Origin of the sequence: Streptomyces sp. DSM 40868 (genome assembly GCF_011820545.1) — a bacterium.
GTDB lineage: Bacteria > Actinomycetota > Actinomycetes > Streptomycetales > Streptomycetaceae > Streptomyces > Streptomyces eurythermus.
On sequence record NZ_CP050504.1, the window covers coordinates 4433517 to 4447733 of the forward strand.

Annotated in this window: 16 protein-coding genes; 9 read left to right on the top strand and 7 right to left on the bottom strand. The window is 70.4% G+C overall.

Annotation, left to right across the window (positions count from 1 at the left end; translation table 11 throughout):
• Positions 1 to 114: 114 nt before the first annotated feature.
• Complete coding sequence (locus tag HB370_RS20185; RefSeq protein ID WP_030786269.1) at positions 115 to 432, bottom strand: cupin domain-containing protein; 318 nt, start codon at positions 430 to 432, stop codon at positions 115 to 117.
• 103 nt (positions 433 to 535) lie between these two features.
• On the opposite strand from HB370_RS20185, the gene HB370_RS20190 reads away from it, so the two are divergent.
• From HB370_RS20190 to HB370_RS20210, 5 genes are all read left to right on the top strand, one after another.
• Positions 536 to 913: a phage holin family protein gene (locus HB370_RS20190; RefSeq protein ID WP_030786272.1), complete on the top strand. Its 378-nt coding sequence runs from the start codon at positions 536 to 538 to the stop codon at positions 911 to 913.
• 7 nt (positions 914 to 920) lie between these two features.
• Positions 921 to 1412: a low molecular weight protein-tyrosine-phosphatase gene (locus tag HB370_RS20195; protein ID WP_030786275.1), complete on the top strand. Its 492-nt coding sequence runs from the start codon at positions 921 to 923 to the stop codon at positions 1410 to 1412.
• A complete protein-coding gene (locus tag HB370_RS20200; RefSeq protein ID WP_030786280.1) occupies positions 1409 to 2557 on the top strand; it encodes a cystathionine gamma-lyase in 1149 nt (382 codons plus the stop codon). The genes HB370_RS20195 and HB370_RS20200 overlap by 4 nt, the downstream gene beginning before the upstream one ends.
• A 225-nt stretch (positions 2558 to 2782) precedes the next feature.
• Positions 2783 to 3688, top strand: coding sequence for a LysR family transcriptional regulator (locus tag HB370_RS20205; RefSeq protein WP_030786289.1), 906 nt, complete (start codon positions 2783 to 2785; stop codon positions 3686 to 3688).
• Positions 3689 to 3775: 87 nt separating this feature from the next.
• The gene (locus HB370_RS20210) at positions 3776 to 4258 is read left to right on the top strand and encodes an NUDIX hydrolase (protein WP_030786293.1); all 483 of its coding nucleotides are present in this window, start codon (positions 3776 to 3778) and stop codon (positions 4256 to 4258) included.
• Between the two features lie 54 nt (positions 4259 to 4312).
• Here HB370_RS20210 and HB370_RS20215 read toward each other — a convergent pair whose 3' ends face one another.
• Positions 4313 to 4945: an HAD-IB family phosphatase gene (locus tag HB370_RS20215; RefSeq protein ID WP_030786296.1), complete on the bottom strand. Its 633-nt coding sequence runs from the start codon at positions 4943 to 4945 to the stop codon at positions 4313 to 4315.
• Positions 4946 to 5098: 153 nt separating this feature from the next.
• Between HB370_RS20215 and HB370_RS20220 the strand changes: the two genes are divergently transcribed.
• Positions 5099 to 5965, top strand: a complete 867-nt coding sequence (locus HB370_RS20220; RefSeq protein WP_030786299.1) for a GNAT family N-acetyltransferase — start codon at positions 5099 to 5101, stop codon at positions 5963 to 5965.
• A gap of 72 nt (positions 5966 to 6037) precedes the next feature.
• Here HB370_RS20220 and HB370_RS20225 read toward each other — a convergent pair whose 3' ends face one another.
• Both HB370_RS20225 and HB370_RS20230 read right to left on the bottom strand, forming a co-directional pair.
• Positions 6038 to 6457: a heme-binding protein gene (locus HB370_RS20225; protein ID WP_030786302.1), complete on the bottom strand. Its 420-nt coding sequence runs from the start codon at positions 6455 to 6457 to the stop codon at positions 6038 to 6040.
• Between the two features lie 112 nt (positions 6458 to 6569).
• On the bottom strand, positions 6570 to 7778 hold the full coding sequence (locus HB370_RS20230; RefSeq protein WP_030786305.1) for an MFS transporter: 1209 nt from the start codon (positions 7776 to 7778) through the stop codon (positions 6570 to 6572).
• A 142-nt stretch (positions 7779 to 7920) separates the two neighbouring features.
• On the opposite strand from HB370_RS20230, the gene HB370_RS20235 reads away from it, so the two are divergent.
• Complete coding sequence (locus HB370_RS20235; protein WP_030786314.1) at positions 7921 to 8379, top strand: MarR family transcriptional regulator; 459 nt, start codon at positions 7921 to 7923, stop codon at positions 8377 to 8379.
• A 9-nt stretch (positions 8380 to 8388) separates the two neighbouring features.
• Entirely contained in the window at positions 8389 to 8841 is a 453-nt protein-coding gene (locus HB370_RS20240) for a GNAT family N-acetyltransferase (RefSeq protein ID WP_030786315.1), read from the top strand.
• A gap of 71 nt (positions 8842 to 8912) precedes the next feature.
• Here HB370_RS20240 and HB370_RS20245 read toward each other — a convergent pair whose 3' ends face one another.
• The 3 genes from HB370_RS20245 to dnaB form a co-directional block, all read right to left on the bottom strand.
• Complete coding sequence (locus HB370_RS20245; RefSeq protein WP_030786318.1) at positions 8913 to 10298, bottom strand: serine hydrolase domain-containing protein; 1386 nt, start codon at positions 10296 to 10298, stop codon at positions 8913 to 8915.
• 106 nt (positions 10299 to 10404) lie between these two features.
• Positions 10405 to 10833, bottom strand: coding sequence for a VOC family protein (locus tag HB370_RS20250; protein WP_030786320.1), 429 nt, complete (start codon positions 10831 to 10833; stop codon positions 10405 to 10407).
• Between the two features lie 85 nt (positions 10834 to 10918).
• Complete coding sequence (gene dnaB / locus HB370_RS20255; protein WP_030786322.1) at positions 10919 to 12397, bottom strand: replicative DNA helicase; 1479 nt, start codon at positions 12395 to 12397, stop codon at positions 10919 to 10921.
• A 482-nt stretch (positions 12398 to 12879) separates the two neighbouring features.
• On the opposite strand from dnaB, the gene HB370_RS20260 reads away from it, so the two are divergent.
• Complete coding sequence (locus tag HB370_RS20260; RefSeq protein ID WP_030786324.1) at positions 12880 to 14217, top strand: MATE family efflux transporter; 1338 nt, start codon at positions 12880 to 12882, stop codon at positions 14215 to 14217.

Below are 14217 nucleotides of genomic sequence, written 5' to 3' on the forward strand. Positions count from 1 at the left end.
TCGTGCGTTGTCTGTGGTACGCACTCGATGCTAGGGCCGCGAAGGGACCGAGCGGGGGCCCGGCATCCCTTGTCCTGCCCTGATCCGTCCCCTAGGGAATCCGGGGCACCCGGCTCACGCCTCGGGCGGAGAGAACACGACGAGCACCCTGAGGTCCTCGCTGATGTGATGGAACTTGTGCGGGACCCCGGCGGGCACGTACACGACGCTGCCCCGCGCCACCTGCGTCGTCTCGAGGCCGACCGTGAGCGAGGCCCGGCCGCTGACCACGAAGTACACCTCGTCCTGGTGGTGCGGCTTCTGCGGGTCCTGCTCTCCCGCGTCCAGGGCGTACAGGCCGACCGACATGTTCCGCTCGCGCAGGAACTGCAGGTAGGCGCCGTCGTTGGCGGCGCGCTCCGCCTCCAGGTCATCCAGCCGGAATGCCTTCATCGCCGCTGCCGTCCTCGCTTCACTGCTCGTCGTCGCCCTGCTCCTCGCGGTCCCGCCCGCCGCTGTCCGGCCGGGTTCCGCCTGGTCTGCCACGATCAGACACATGAGGAATTTCCTAGTCAAGACGATCGCCAACGCGGGTGCCCTGGCGGTCGCGGTATGGGCGCTCGACAAGATCACCCTGACCGGTGACAGCACCGCCAAGAAGGCCGGCACGCTGATCGCCGTCGCGTTGATCTTCGGCTTGGTCAACTGGCTGGTCAAGCCGATCGTGAAGGTACTCACCTTCCCGCTGTTCATCCTGACCCTCGGGCTGATCACCCTGGTCGTGAACGCGCTGATGCTGCTGCTGACCTCCTGGGTGTGCGGCAAGCTCGACCTCAGCTTCCATGTGGAGGGCTTCTGGACGGCCGTGCTCGGCGGTCTGATCGTCTCCGTCGTCTCCTGGGCGCTGCACGTCGTCCTGCCCGACGAGGACTGAGCGCGCCATGACCTACCGCGTCTGTTTCGTGTGCACCGGCAACATCTGCCGTTCCCCGATGGCCGAGTCCGTCTTCCGCGCGCGCGTGGCGGAGGCCGGTCTGGAGGATCTGGTGGTGGTCGACAGCGCCGGCACCGGGGGCTGGCACGAGGGGGAGCCGGCCGACCCGCGCACCGTCTCGGTCCTGGAGGAACACGGCTACGACAGCGAGCACACGGCCCGCCAGTTCCTGCCGTCGTGGTTCTCCCGGCTCGACCTGGTGATAGCCCTCGACACCGGCCACCTCAGGGCCCTGCGCCGCCTCGCGCCCACCGAGGAGGACGCCCGCAAGGTCCGACTGCTGCGTTCCTACGACCCCGCTGCCGGTCCCGACCTCGACGTACCCGACCCGTACTACGGGGGCCGGGACGGCTTCGAGGAGTGCCTTGAGATGGTGGAGGCGGCGAGCAGCGGGCTGCTCGCCGCCGTACAGGACGAACTGGAAGGACGGGCCGCATGAGCGAGGGCACGAAGGACGAGGGCCGCACGGGCGACGGCACGCGCGCGGTACGGGCGGGACTGCCCGAGCCGGTCAAGCACGAGCCGACCCTGCCCGGCCCGGTGTTCGCGGCGCACTTCCACCTGCCCGGCGAGGTGACGGGACCGTACTCGTACGGCCGTGACGACAATCCGACCTGGACCCTGCTGGAGCGGGCCATAGGCGAGCTGGAGGCACCGGGGCAGGAGGACGTCGAGACGCTGGTGTTCGCCTCCGGCATGGCGGCGATCTCCTCCGTGCTGTTCTCGCAGCTGCGAGCCGGCGACGCGGTCGTGCTGCCCTCCGACGGCTACCAGGTGCTGCCGCTGGTCCGCGCCCAGCTGGAGGCCTACGGCATCGAGGTGCGCACCGCGCCGACCGGCGGCGACGCCCAGCTGGAGCTGCTGGACGGGGCACGGCTGCTGTGGATCGAGTCCCCGTCGAACCCCGGGCTCGACGTCTGCGACATCCGGCGGCTGGCCGATGCGGCACACGCGCGTGGCGCGCTGGTCGCCGTGGACAACACCCTCGCCACCCCGCTCGGACAGCGCCCGCTGGAGCTGGGCGCCGACTTCTCCGTGGCCAGCGGCACCAAGCAGCTCACCGGGCACGGTGATGTCCTGCTGGGCTACGTGGCCGGCCGCGACGCCGAGGCGATGGCCGCCGTGCGCCGCTGGCGCAAGATCGTCGGCGCGATCTCCGGGCCCATGGAGGCATGGCTCGCGCACCGGTCCATCGCCACGCTCCAGTTGCGCGTCGACCGGCAGAACGCCACCGCCCTGGCGGTCGCCGAGGCGCTGCGGCAGCGGCCCGAGGTCTCCGGTCTGCGCTACCCCGGTCTGTCCGACGACCCCTCGCACCCGGTCGCGGCACGGCAGATGCGGCGCTACGGCTGTGTCGTGTCCTTCACGCTGCCCACGCGCGCGCGTGCCGAGCGTTTTCTCGCGGCCCTGCGCCTGGTGGAGGACGCGACGAGCTTCGGCGGGGTGCGGTCCACGGCCGAGCGCCGCCGCCGCTGGGGCGGGGACGACGTCCCGGAGGGCTTCATCCGGATGTCCGTCGGCGCGGAGGACCCGGAGGACCTGGTGGCCGACGTCCTGCGCGCCCTGGACGAGTCCGCCGAGTAGTTCCTTTCGCGGTGGCCGGCCGCCGTTCCGGGACGGTCCGAGCCTCCCCCCCTCGTGGCTCGGACCGCCTGCGGCCCGGGTGGAAAGACCGCTCGGACAAGGCTAGTTGACTCTGCGTCAGTGTCCAATCACGGTAGCGACAGGGACGTATCGACATATTTATAGTTGGTGCCTGCCTGGCGGCCGGCGGAAGGGCGAGGAGGGCAGGGACAGGGAGGGCACGCCATGGATCTGGCCTTGCTGCGGACCTTTGTCACCGTGCACAGGGCTGGTTCCTTCACCCGCGCCGCCGCTCTGCTCGGCCTGTCCCAGCCGGCCGTCACCTCGCAGATCCGCACACTGGAGCGCCAGCTCGGCAGGCCGCTCTTCCTCCGCCAGGCGCGGGGAGTGACCCCGACGACCATCGGTGACGAACTCGCCCACCGGGCAGCGCCGCATCTCGACGCCCTGGTCGAGATAGCGGAGAGCGGGCTGGACGACGACTCCTCGTCCCGGACGCTGTACCTGGCCGGCCCTCCAGAGTTCACCACCGAACGCGTGCTGCCCGCCCTCACCGGGCTGACCGGCGACGACGGCCAGGGCTTGACGTTACGCGTCTCTTTCGGCACGGCCGAGGAGACGCTGGAGGGGCTGTCCTGCGGCCGGCACGACCTGGCCATCAGCACGACCCGGCCGCGCGGTGCCCTGCTGTCGGCCACTCCGCTGTGTGACGAGGAGCATGTACTGGTCGCGGCCCCGCGCTGGGCGGAGCGGATCGGCGCGGACACCGTGCGACTGAAGGGCGCGCCGGCCCTGGATGACCTGCCCGTGGTCGAGGTCCACGAGTCGCTGCCGTTCGTCTCGCGCTACTGGGCTTCCGTCTTCGACTGCGCCCCGGCCGCCACGGGCACGGTGATCGTCCCGGATCTGCGGGCGGTGCTCTCCTGTGCGAGCGCCGGGGCCGGGCTGGCGGTGCTGCCCCGCTATCTGTGCGCGCGTGCGCTGGAGCAGGGCGCGGTCGTCACCCTGCTCGACCCGGTGGTGCCGCCGTTGCGCACGTACTTCCTGGTGGTGCGGACCGGGACACTCGCCCTGCCCCATGTCGCTCGGGCCCACGAGTGGCTCCGGCATGCGGCCACGGCCTGGTGCTGAGGCCGCCCGGGCGCCGTGTACGCACAGCGGTCGGCTCGTGGCGCTTTGCGATGTTTCACGTGGAACCAGCGGGGCCACATTTCTCCCATGACCGTCCGACCCGTGGTCAAGCGCACCGCCCGTGCCGTTCTCCTGGACGGTGACGACCTGATCCTGATCAAGCGCACCAAGCCCGGCATCGATCCCTACTGGGTCACTCCCGGTGGCGGGGTCGAACCCGGGGACTCGACCGTCGTGGACGCCCTGCACCGGGAGGTGTACGAAGAACTCGGCGCCAAGATCACCGATGTGGTGCCGTGTTTCGTGGACACGGTGGAGCACATCGGTGAGGACGGCGGCGCGACCGGTGTGAAGGTGCAGCACTTCTTCGTCTGCCGGCTGGAGTCCATGGACCCGGCCCTGCGGCACGGCCCCGAAGTGGAGGAACCGGCCGGTGAGTACGAGATCGTCCGCGTCCCGTTCACCCGCGTCGGCATCGCCTCCGTCCACCTCGTCCCGCTGTCCCTGCGTCACTACCTGGACGGGAACATCGAAGGAGTACGGGCCATGCACGCCCCCGACCTCGGATGAGCGGGGCCGGCGAACAGGAGCACGACTCCGGGTGCCGGCAACGGCCTCTTGGGACTACTGCGCCGGTCCGACCAGTTCATAGGCTTCCCACAGGTCCAGGCCCGAGTAGGAGTGGGTGGCGAGGCCGGCCACGTGGGAGTCGGCGTTGACCGCCACGGACACCGGCACGGCGGCGAACAACTCCTTGTCCGACGCCGAGTCGCCGTACGCCACGCAGTCCGCGCGGGTCACGCCGAATTCCGCGCAGAGCCGTTCCGCGATGACCACCTTGGCGGCGGCGTTGAGCACCCCGGACGGGTCGACGGGCTCGGTGAACGGTACGGCCGGGAAACGGGAGCCATGGGCCGCGTGGGCACCCCAGTCCAGGAGGCGTTCGACGAAGAAGGAGGGCGAGAGGGACACCACCGCGCAGTATTCGCCCGCGCTCCTGATCCGCGCCCACACCTCGCGGATCCGGGCCAGCCAGGGAGCCGCCTCGAACGCGGCCCGCACATGCGCGTCGGTCAGGCCGGCCCACAGGTCGTACACCTGCGCGGCATACTCCGGCGGTCCGATCCGCCCGTCCGCGATCGCCCGCTCCAGGGCCACCGTCTCGCTTTCCAGGCCCAACTGGCGCGATATCTCCAGCGGAGCGGTGGTCCCGTGCAGCAACGTGCCGTCCATGTCGAACAGATGAAGTCTGGTCACGACGCCGAGGCTAGTGAGGTCGTGCGGTGTTTCACGTGAAACACCGCACAGCTGTCCGATGGTTGTACGGATGGCCATGAGATGGCCAAAAGCACGTGCGTCTGCATCGAAACAGGTGGACGGCAGGGGCGCCGTTCGGACAGCCTGACCTGCGTGCCAACTCCTTCCCTCACCCATCTGCCCATCCGCCGTCTGACGCTTCGCGATCTCACCGCCTGCGCCGACCTGTCCGAAGACCGGGGGTGGCCACGCGAGGAACACAAGTGGGGCTTCCTCCTCACCGCCGGGAAGGGATACGGCATCGACGACCCCGAGGGCGGTCTGGTCGCCGCCTGCGTCGTCACGGAGTACGGCGCGTGGGGGCGGCCGGATCTCGGCGCCATCGGCATGGTCCTGGTGGCCGAGCGCCATGCCCGTCAAGGGGTCGGCCGCCGTTTGATGCGGCACGTCGTCTCGGTCATGGGGACCACTCCCCTGACCCTGCACGCCACCCCCAACGGCCGACCCCTCTACGAGGAGCTGGGCTTCAAGGTGACGGGCCGGGCCGAGATGCTGAGGGGCCGCTTCACTCCCGGCGGCCGGGAGCCCGCGGTCGTCACGCGTGCCGCCACCGCGGAGGACCTCCCGGCGATCGTGCGCCTCGACGAGGAGGTGTTCGGCACCGATCGAACGCCTCTCATCACCCGGCTGCCCGCCTTCGCCGATCAGTTGCGGGTCGCCGAGGAGGCCGGCCGGCTCATCGGCTACACCGCCGCGTGGCCCAACATGGACACCCATGTCGTCGGCCCGCTGATCGCCCGGGACACGGAGACCGCCAAGGCGCTCATCGCCTCGCTGGCGGCCCGTACCGAGCGCCCCCTGCGCACCGACATCGACGTGCGCCACGAGGAGCTGCTGGACTGGGCCAAGGAGCGGGGGATGGCTTCGGTGGCCTTCAACTCGGTGATGACCTACGGCATCCCGGAGCTGCCAGGGGACTGGACCCGGCGGTTCGCACCCCTGACCGTCGCTGCGGGCTGATCCGCGTACGGACGTGCGCCGGCCCCGCCGCCCGAAGGCGGCGGAGCCGGCGTCACGAGGCCGGCTACCGGGTCAGGCGAGCGCCGCCACGGCCGCGGTGGCGAACCCGTGGTCCTGCTCCGGCGCACCGCCGCCGACACCGATGGCGCCGATCAGCCGGCCGTCCCGGTGGACGGGGACACCGCCCGCGATGAACAGCAGAGGCCGGTCGAGAGCGGTGGGCAGGGTGTGGAAGAGGCCGCCGGGCTGGACGGCGTCGACGAGGTCGGCGGTGGGCGCATTCAGCTGGAGGGCCGTGTAGGCCTTGCGGGTGCTGGTCTCGCCGGAGATCAGCACGGCCCGGTCGTCCCGGCGGAAGGCGAGCAGGTGGCCACCCGCGTCCAGGACGGTGACGCTGACGGTGACTCCGGCGTCCTCTGCCGCCCGGCGGGCCGTGGCGACGAGCAGCTCGGCGTCCTCGATGGTGAGCGGGGCGACGGCGGTGGTGCTCATGGAGCTGTCTCCTTGGATGGTGCTCTGGGGCGGTGCTTGCCGTACCGGGACAAAGGCCCGGTACGGACGACGGTGGGATTACGGGGAGTGAGGCGTCCGGAGTGCGAGCGGCTCAGTGGTGGACGGCGGTCCGCCGCTCGGCCGACGTCCTGGAGGCGACCACGGTGCCGTGCGTACCGTCCCGCCGCTCCAAGGCGGCCGAGAGGAAGGCGAGGAGCAGCGCGGCAGCGGCGAGGACGGCACCGACCCAGTTGGGGGACGCATAGCCGAAGCCGGCCGCGATCACGACACCGCCGAGCCAGGCGGACAGGGCGTTGCCCAGGTTGAAGGCGCCGATGTTCACGGCGGACGCGAGCGTCGGGGCGCCGTGTGCCTGGTCGAGGACGCGCTTCTGCAGCGGCGGCACGGTGGCGAAGCCCAGGGCGCCGATCAGCGCGATGGTCACCGCCGCCGCGATCTTGTTGTGGGCGGTGAGCGTGAAGAGCGCCAGGACGACGGCCAGGGCGCCCAGGGAGATGTACAGCATCGGCATCAGGGCGCGGTCGGCGAACTTGCCGCCGATGAGGTTGCCGCCGACCATGCCGAGGCCGAACAGGACCAGCAGCCAGGTGACCGATCCGTCGGAGAACCCGGCGATGTGGGTCATCATCGGCGCGATGTAGGTGATGGCCGCGAAGACACCGCCGAAGCCGAGGACGGTCATCGCCATGGCGAGCAGCACCTGGGCGTTCTTGAAGGCGGCCAGCTCGTGGCGCAGCCGCACGCCCTGCGGGCGGGGCAGCTCGGGAACGAGCTTGGCGATACCGGCGAGCCCGACGACACCGAGCGCGGCGACGATGCCGAAGGTGACGCGCCAGCCGACGCTCTGCCCGATGAGCGTGCCCAGCGGCACGCCGACGACATTGGCGATGGTCAGGCCGGTGAACATCATCGCGATGGCTCCGGCCTTCTTGTCCGGTGCGACCAGTTCGGCCGCGACGACCGAGCCGATGCCGAAGAAGGCGCCGTGGGCGAGGGAAGCGATCACCCGTCCGATGAGCATGACCGCGAAGACCGGGGCCACCGCGGAGAGCAGGTTGCCGACGACGAAGAGGCCCATCAGCAGCATCAGCATGCGCTTGCGCGGGACCTTGGTGCCGAGCACGGTCATGATCGGGGCCCCGATGACCACGCCGAGGGCGTAGCCGGTCACGAGCAGGCCCGCCGTGGGGATGGAGACCCCGAAGTCGCTCGCGACCTCGGGCAGCAAACCCATGATCACGAACTCGGTCGTTCCGATTCCGAAGGCCCCGATCGCGAGGGCCAGAAGCGCGAGAGGCATGTGGGGGTACACCTTCCCAAACGATTGCAGGAGCGCTTAGCGTGCGTCCACAATAGTTGCAGACGCTGGATAAATGCAAGCGCCGACAATTGCGGCGGTGCTCTACCCTTGTGGGAGCCGCTCCTGGACGGAGGAAACGCCAATGACAGCGACGGACCCAGCGCTCACCGCCCTCGCTCAGGGCTGGTGCGCCCTTTCTGCGCTGCACGGAAGGATCGAGGCGCACATCGAACGCGCCTTGCAGGCCAAGCACGATCTGAGCGTGCGCGAGTACTCGCTGCTGGACGTGCTCAGCAGGCAGCACGCCGGCGATGGCGGACATCTGCAGATGAAGCAGGTCGCCGACGCGGTCGTCCTCAGCCAGAGCGCCACCACCCGCCTGGTGAGCCGGCTGGAGGACCGCGGCCTGCTGGAGCGCTACCTGTGCCCCACCGACCGGCGAGGCATCTACACCAACGTCACCGAGGCGGGCCTGCGCCTGCTGGAAGAGGCGCGGCCCACCAATGACGCCGCCCTGCGTGAGGCCCTGGACGATGCCGCGAAGCTTCCCGAACTGGCCCCGCTGGTACGAGTGGTGGAGTCGCTGAACGTGCCCGCATAGGGTGCGCGCATGGGAGATCTTGAGATACGCGCCGCGACCGCCGACGACCTGCCGGCGATCGTGGCGATGCTCGCCGATGATCCGCTCGGCGCCCAGCGCGAGTCACCGGACGACCTGACGCCCTACCGGACCGCGCTGGCGCGCCTGGCCGCCGATCCGAACCAGCACCTCGTCGTCGCCGTGCGCGAAGGCCGCGTCATCGGCACCCTGCAACTCACGATCATCCCCGGACTCTCGCACCGGGGGGCCACCCGCGCCCTCATCGAGGCCGTGCGCATCCACGCCGACGAACGGGGCAGCGGGCTGGGCAGCAAGCTGATCGAGTGGGCGATCGACACCTCGCGGCAGCTCGGCTGCCGGATGGTGCAGCTGACGTCCGACAAGACACGCACCGACGCCCACCGCTTCTACGAACGGCTGGGCTTCACGGCCTCGCACGAGGGCTTCAAACTGCGACTCTGACCGTGCTCCGGTGCGCCGCAACGGCCAAAGGGGTGTGTTTCACGTGAAACACACCCCTGGCCGGCCGGGGATCAGCCGATGCCCCGCCACCCCTGTGCGTCCACGCCCCCGGGCACCGCGGCCTCGGGGTCGTACGGCTGCCGGGTGAACACAAACGAGCCGAGATCGAGATGGCTCACGGCCCCGTCCGGGCGCCGCACGGGCCGCAGCAGTTCCCCGGCGTAGTAGCCCTCCAGCCCGGTCCAGGTACCGTCCCCGTTCGCGCGGAAGCGGGCCCTGCGGCCTCCCCCTGTCAGCGGCGCCAGGCAGAGCAGCCCGTCGGCGGTCGCGCGCAGGCCGAAGGCGTGCGTCCCCCAGTACCACTGCCCCACCAGCTCCAGCACCGCCGGATCGATCTCGCGCAGCGGCCGCCAGGGCTCGGGGATGCGGGGCTCCGCCTCGGCGACGATTCGCACCAGGTCCGCCGCCACGGCACCCGGCAGCGGACCGCTGGTGCAGTTGGTGAGCACCACCGCGGCGACATCGTCCGCCACGCTGATGGTGAGACTCGCCAGGAAGCCCGGCAGCGAACCGGAGTGCCCGACGAGCAACCGGCCGCCCCGGTGCTGGATCTGCAGCCCGAGACCGTACGTGACCCCGTCCACCACGTCCGCGCTCTCGGCCGGTGCCGCGGGCCTCCGCATCTCCGCCACCGACTCAGCGCCGAGGACCCGGTCGTCTCCCCGGGTCAGGAACGCGGCGAACCGCGCCAGGTCCCCGGTGGTCGACCAGAGCTGACCGGCCGGCGCCATCCGGCCCAGGTCCTCCAGCGGCTCGGGCAGCATCGCGTCGGCCCACGGGTGCACGGCCCAGCCGCCCGCGTGCGGAGCCTGCGGTTGCGTACTCGTCCGGTGCAGGCCGAGGGGCTCCAGGATCTCCTCGCGCAGCACCTCCTCCCAAGGGGCGCCGCGCACCTCCTCCACCAGGGCGCCGAGCAGGGTGTAGCCCGGGTTGGAGTAGTGGTGCCGCCGTCCGGCGGGATGCAACAGGGGCTGCTCGCCCAGCACATCGCTCAGCTCGGGCCGCAGCGAGCCGGGCGTGCGCTCCCACCAGGGCGCGGGTGACTCGGCCGCCAGCCCCGCGGTGTGGGCGAGCAGCTCCGCGATGGTCACCTCCCCCACGCCGGTGCCCGGCAGATGCTTCTCCAGTGGATCACCGATGTCGAGCAGGCCCTGGTCGCGCAGCCGCAGCACCAGCACGGCGGTGAAGGTCTTGGTGATGGACCCGATCCGGTACTGCACTGTCTCGTCCGGTCCGTGTCCGTCCACCGACGTCCGCGCCCCGTGCCACACGGCCCGCCCGTCCCGTACGACGGCGGCCACCAGCGACGGAGTCCGCCCCTCGGCCTGCGCGACGGCGATCCGGTGCAGCAGCGCGCGCCGGGTACCCGGCAGCAGCGATTCCTGATGTGTCGTCATGCGCCCAGTCCACCCCGTGCCGGCGGCGGCCGTCGAATCCATTTACCGTGCTCAGGCCGCCGTGGCACCGCTTGGCGTGGTACGGCTCGTCGCGTTCGCGGGCCCCTCAGTCCAGACAGAACTCGTTGCCCTCGATGTCCTGCATCACGATGCACGAATCATGGCCGTCGTACAGCAGTCGCTGGCGTACCGCCCCCAGCGGGACCAGTCGCGCGCACTCGGCTTCGAGCGCGGCCAGGCGCTCCTCACCGACGAGCCCGGTGCCGACCCGCACGCACAGATGCACCCGGTTCTTGACGACCTTGCCCTCGGGAACGCGCTGGAAGAACAGGCGCGGACCCACACCGGAGGGATCGACGCAGGCGAACCGCGAACCCTGGGCCTCCGGCGGCAGCGAACGGCTGAACTCCTCCCAGCTGGTGAACCCCTCCGGCGGCGGAGGCACGACATACCCCAGCACCTCGCACCAGAAGCGGGCGAGCCGCTCCGGTTCCGCGCAGTCGAAGGTGACCTGGAACTGCTTGATCGACACCATCGGCACACCCTAGTGGCGCGCACTGTGCACCGGAACCCTGGAGCGTCATCGCCACCAGGGCCGAGGTTTCACACGTCAGAGGAACTCAGGTCTGGGCCATGTCCACGAAGCGGGAGTAGTGGCCCTGGAAGGCGACCGTGATGGTGGCCGTGGGGCCGTTTCGGTGCTTGGCGACGATCAGGTCCGCCTCGCCCGCGCGCGGGGACTCCTTCTCGTAGGCGTCCTCGCGGTGCAGCAGGATGACCATGTCGGCGTCCTGCTCGATGGAGCCGGACTCACGCAGGTCGGAGACCATCGGCTTCTTGTCGGTGCGCTGCTCGGGGCCACGGTTGAGCTGGGAGAGCGCGATGACCGGGATCTCCAGCTCCTTGGCGAGCAGCTTGAGGTTACGGGACATGTCCGAGACCTCCTGCTGACGGCTCTCGGCGCGCTTGGAGCCGCCGGACTGCATCAGCTGGAGGTAGTCGATGACGACGAGCTTCAGGTCGTTGCGCTGCTTCAGGCGCCGGCACTTGGCCCGGATCTCCATCATCGACAGGTTCGGGGAGTCGTCGATGTAGAGCGGCGCGGCCGACACGTCCGGCATCCGGCGGGCGAGCCTCGTCCAGTCCTCATCCGTCATCGTGCCGGACCGCATGTGGTGCAGGGCGACCCGGGCCTCGGCGGACAGCAGTCGCATCGCGATCTCGTTGCGGCCCATCTCGAGCGAGAAGATCACGCTCGGCAGGTTGTGCTTGATGGACGCGGCCCGGGCGAAGTCCAGCGCGAGCGTGGACTTACCCATGGCGGGACGGGCGGCGATGACGATCATCTGCCCGGGGTGGAGGCCGTTCGTGAGGGAGTCGAAGTCGGTGAACCCGGTGGGCACGCCCGTCATCTCGCCGCTGCGCGAGCCGATCGCCTCGATCTCGTCGAGGGCGCCCTCCATGATGTCGCCGAGCGGGAGGTAGTCCTCGCTGGTGCGCTGCTCGGTGACGGCGTAGATCTCGGCCTGGGCACGGTTGACGATCTCGTCCACGTCGCCGTCGGCCGCGTAACCCATCTGTGTGATGCGCGTACCGGCTTCGACCAGGCGGCGCAGGACGGCCCGCTCGTGGACGATCTCCGCGTAGTACTCGGCGTTGGCCGCCGTCGGGACGGTCTGGACGAGGCTGTGCAGATAGGCGGCGCCGCCGACCTTGTTGATCTCGCCGCGCTTGGTCAGCTCGGCGGCGATGGTGATCGGGTCCGCCGGCTCGCCCTTGGCGTAGACGTCCAGGATGGCCTGGTAGATCGTCTCGTGCGCGGGCTTGTAGAAGTCGTGGCCCTTGAGGATCTCCACGACGTCGGCGATGGCGTCCTTGGACAGCAGCATGCCGCCCAGCACGGACTGCTCGGCGTCCAGGTCCTGCGGCGGCACCCGCTCGAAGGCGGAGGCCCCGCCGTCCCAGGCGCCGGACTCCCGGCCCCGGTCGTGCTGCTCGTCCCGGCCGCGGGCGCCGTCGCCCCGCCGACGGGAGGCCGGCAGACGATCGCTGGGTCCGCTGTCGGCCCACGGATCGTCCAAGGGCTCGGAAATGCTCACCGAGCCACCTCCTCCCGTCCGCACGGCGGACCTCGCCGTGGCCTCTTTTGTACGGCACGACACTGACAAATCGAGAAGCCCGACTCCGGTTCTCGCGCGTCGGATTTGTGACGGTTCCCGGGCCGGAAGAGGGTCACTCGCCGGGCCGCGGGAAGGAGCGGGCGCCGCACCACGGTAGGCCCGTCGGCACCGTCAGCCAATCTGGTTATCCACAGGCCATGTGGACGACGGGCCCGATGCTGTGGAGAACTCGCCGAAACCTGTGCACGACCCGGTGGACAGCCCTGTGAACAAGCCCTCGATCTTCCCAGCATCACGTCTCTGACCTGCGCTTTTGCGATCCACCGGCTGTGCAGAAGAAAAACTTCCCCAGTCGGGCCAAGATCGCTTCGAACGGTGCCCGAAACGACACGGCCCGAGACGAGAGGTAAGGAGCACTAGACGGTTGCATCGCTTACCTGTGGACGATTAGATTGATGCGCATGACAGAGGCTCCAGACATACCCCAGGCCACCCGGCGGCGGCACGACCGAGAAATCGTCGCGCTGGCCGTCCCGGCCTTCGGCGCCCTCGTCGCCGAGCCTCTTTTCGTCATGGCCGACAGTGCGATCGTCGGCCATCTCGGAACCGCCCAGCTGGCCGGTCTCGGCGTCGCCTCGGCGCTCCTGACCACCGCCGTGAGCGTGTTCGTCTTCCTCGCCTACGCCACCACCGCCGCGGTGGCCCGCCGAATGGGCGCCGGCGATCTCCCGGCGGCGCTCCGGCAGGGCATGGACGGCATCTGGCTGGCGCTGCTGCTCGGCATCGCCGTCATCGCCGTCTTCCTGCCGCTGGCCCCCGGTATCGTCGATCTCTTCGGTGCCTCGTCCACCGCGGCCCCCTACGCCACCACCTATCTGCGCATCTCGGCGCTGGGCATCCCCCCGATGCTCATCGTCCTGGCCGCGACCGGGGTACTGCGCGGCCTGCACGACACCAGGACCCCGCTCTACGTCGCCATCGCCGGCTTCGTCACCAACGCCGCCCTCAACGCCGTACTCGTCTACGGCGCCGGACTGGGGATCGCCGGCTCGGCCTGGGGCACGGTCATCGCGCAGTGCGGCATGGCCGCCGTCTATCTGACGGTGGTCGTCCGTGGGGCCCGTCGGCACGGTGCCTCGCTCCGGCCCGACGCGGCCGGGATCCGTGCCTCGGCCCAGGCCGGCGTACCCCTCTTGGTCCGCACGCTGTCCCTGCGGGCGATGACCATGATCGCCACGGCGGTTGCGGCCCGCCTTGGGGACGCCGACATCGCCGCGCACCAGATCATCCTCTCCCTGTGGAGCCTGCTGGCCTTCGCGCTCGACGCGATAGCGATCGCAGGGCAGGCCATCATCGGCCGCTATCTCGGCGCGGACGACGCCCAGGGGGCCCGCCAGGCCTGCCGGCGCATGGTCCAGTGGGGCATCGCGACCGGTGTCGTCCTGGGCGTGCTCGTGGTGGTCACGCGGCCGCTCTTCCTGCCACTGTTCACCGGCGACTCCGGAGTGAAGGACGCCGCGCTGCCGGCCCTGTTGCTCGTGGCGCTCGCGCAGCCCGTCTGCGGGATCGTCTTCGTCCTGGACGGAGTCCTGATGGGTGCGGGAGACGGCCCCTATCTGGCCTGGGCCATGGTCGTCACGCTGGCTGTATTCGCCCCTGTGGCCCTGCTGGTGCCCACGCTCGGCGGCGGGCTCACCGCGGTCTGGGCGGCTATGGCCCTGATGATGATGGTCCGCATGCTGACGCTGTGGCTGCGCACCCGCTCGGGCCGTTGGATCGTGACGGGCGCGACCCGCTGA

What these genes read in the sequence shown, in the direction of transcription:
- HB370_RS20185 (WP_030786269.1), bottom strand. Translation starts at nt 432, where the DNA reads ATGAAGGCATTCCGGCTGGATGACCTGGAGGCGGAGCGCGCCGCCAAC.
- HB370_RS20190 (WP_030786272.1), top strand. Translation starts at nt 536, where the DNA reads ATGAGGAATTTCCTAGTCAAGACGATCGCCAACGCGGGTGCCCTGGCG.
- HB370_RS20195 (WP_030786275.1), top strand. Translation starts at nt 921, where the DNA reads ATGACCTACCGCGTCTGTTTCGTGTGCACCGGCAACATCTGCCGTTCC.
- HB370_RS20200 (WP_030786280.1), top strand. Translation starts at nt 1,409, where the DNA reads ATGAGCGAGGGCACGAAGGACGAGGGCCGCACGGGCGACGGCACGCGC.
- HB370_RS20205 (WP_030786289.1), top strand. Translation starts at nt 2,783, where the DNA reads ATGGATCTGGCCTTGCTGCGGACCTTTGTCACCGTGCACAGGGCTGGT.
- HB370_RS20210 (WP_030786293.1), top strand. Translation starts at nt 3,776, where the DNA reads ATGACCGTCCGACCCGTGGTCAAGCGCACCGCCCGTGCCGTTCTCCTG.
- HB370_RS20225 (WP_030786302.1), bottom strand. Translation starts at nt 6,457, where the DNA reads ATGAGCACCACCGCCGTCGCCCCGCTCACCATCGAGGACGCCGAGCTG.
- HB370_RS20230 (WP_030786305.1), bottom strand. Translation starts at nt 7,778, where the DNA reads ATGCCTCTCGCGCTTCTGGCCCTCGCGATCGGGGCCTTCGGAATCGGA.
- HB370_RS20235 (WP_030786314.1), top strand. Translation starts at nt 7,921, where the DNA reads ATGACAGCGACGGACCCAGCGCTCACCGCCCTCGCTCAGGGCTGGTGC.
- HB370_RS20240 (WP_030786315.1), top strand. Translation starts at nt 8,389, where the DNA reads ATGGGAGATCTTGAGATACGCGCCGCGACCGCCGACGACCTGCCGGCG.
- HB370_RS20245 (WP_030786318.1), bottom strand. Translation starts at nt 10,298, where the DNA reads ATGACGACACATCAGGAATCGCTGCTGCCGGGTACCCGGCGCGCGCTG.
- HB370_RS20250 (WP_030786320.1), bottom strand. Translation starts at nt 10,833, where the DNA reads ATGGTGTCGATCAAGCAGTTCCAGGTCACCTTCGACTGCGCGGAACCG.
- HB370_RS20260 (WP_030786324.1), top strand. Translation starts at nt 12,880, where the DNA reads ATGACAGAGGCTCCAGACATACCCCAGGCCACCCGGCGGCGGCACGAC.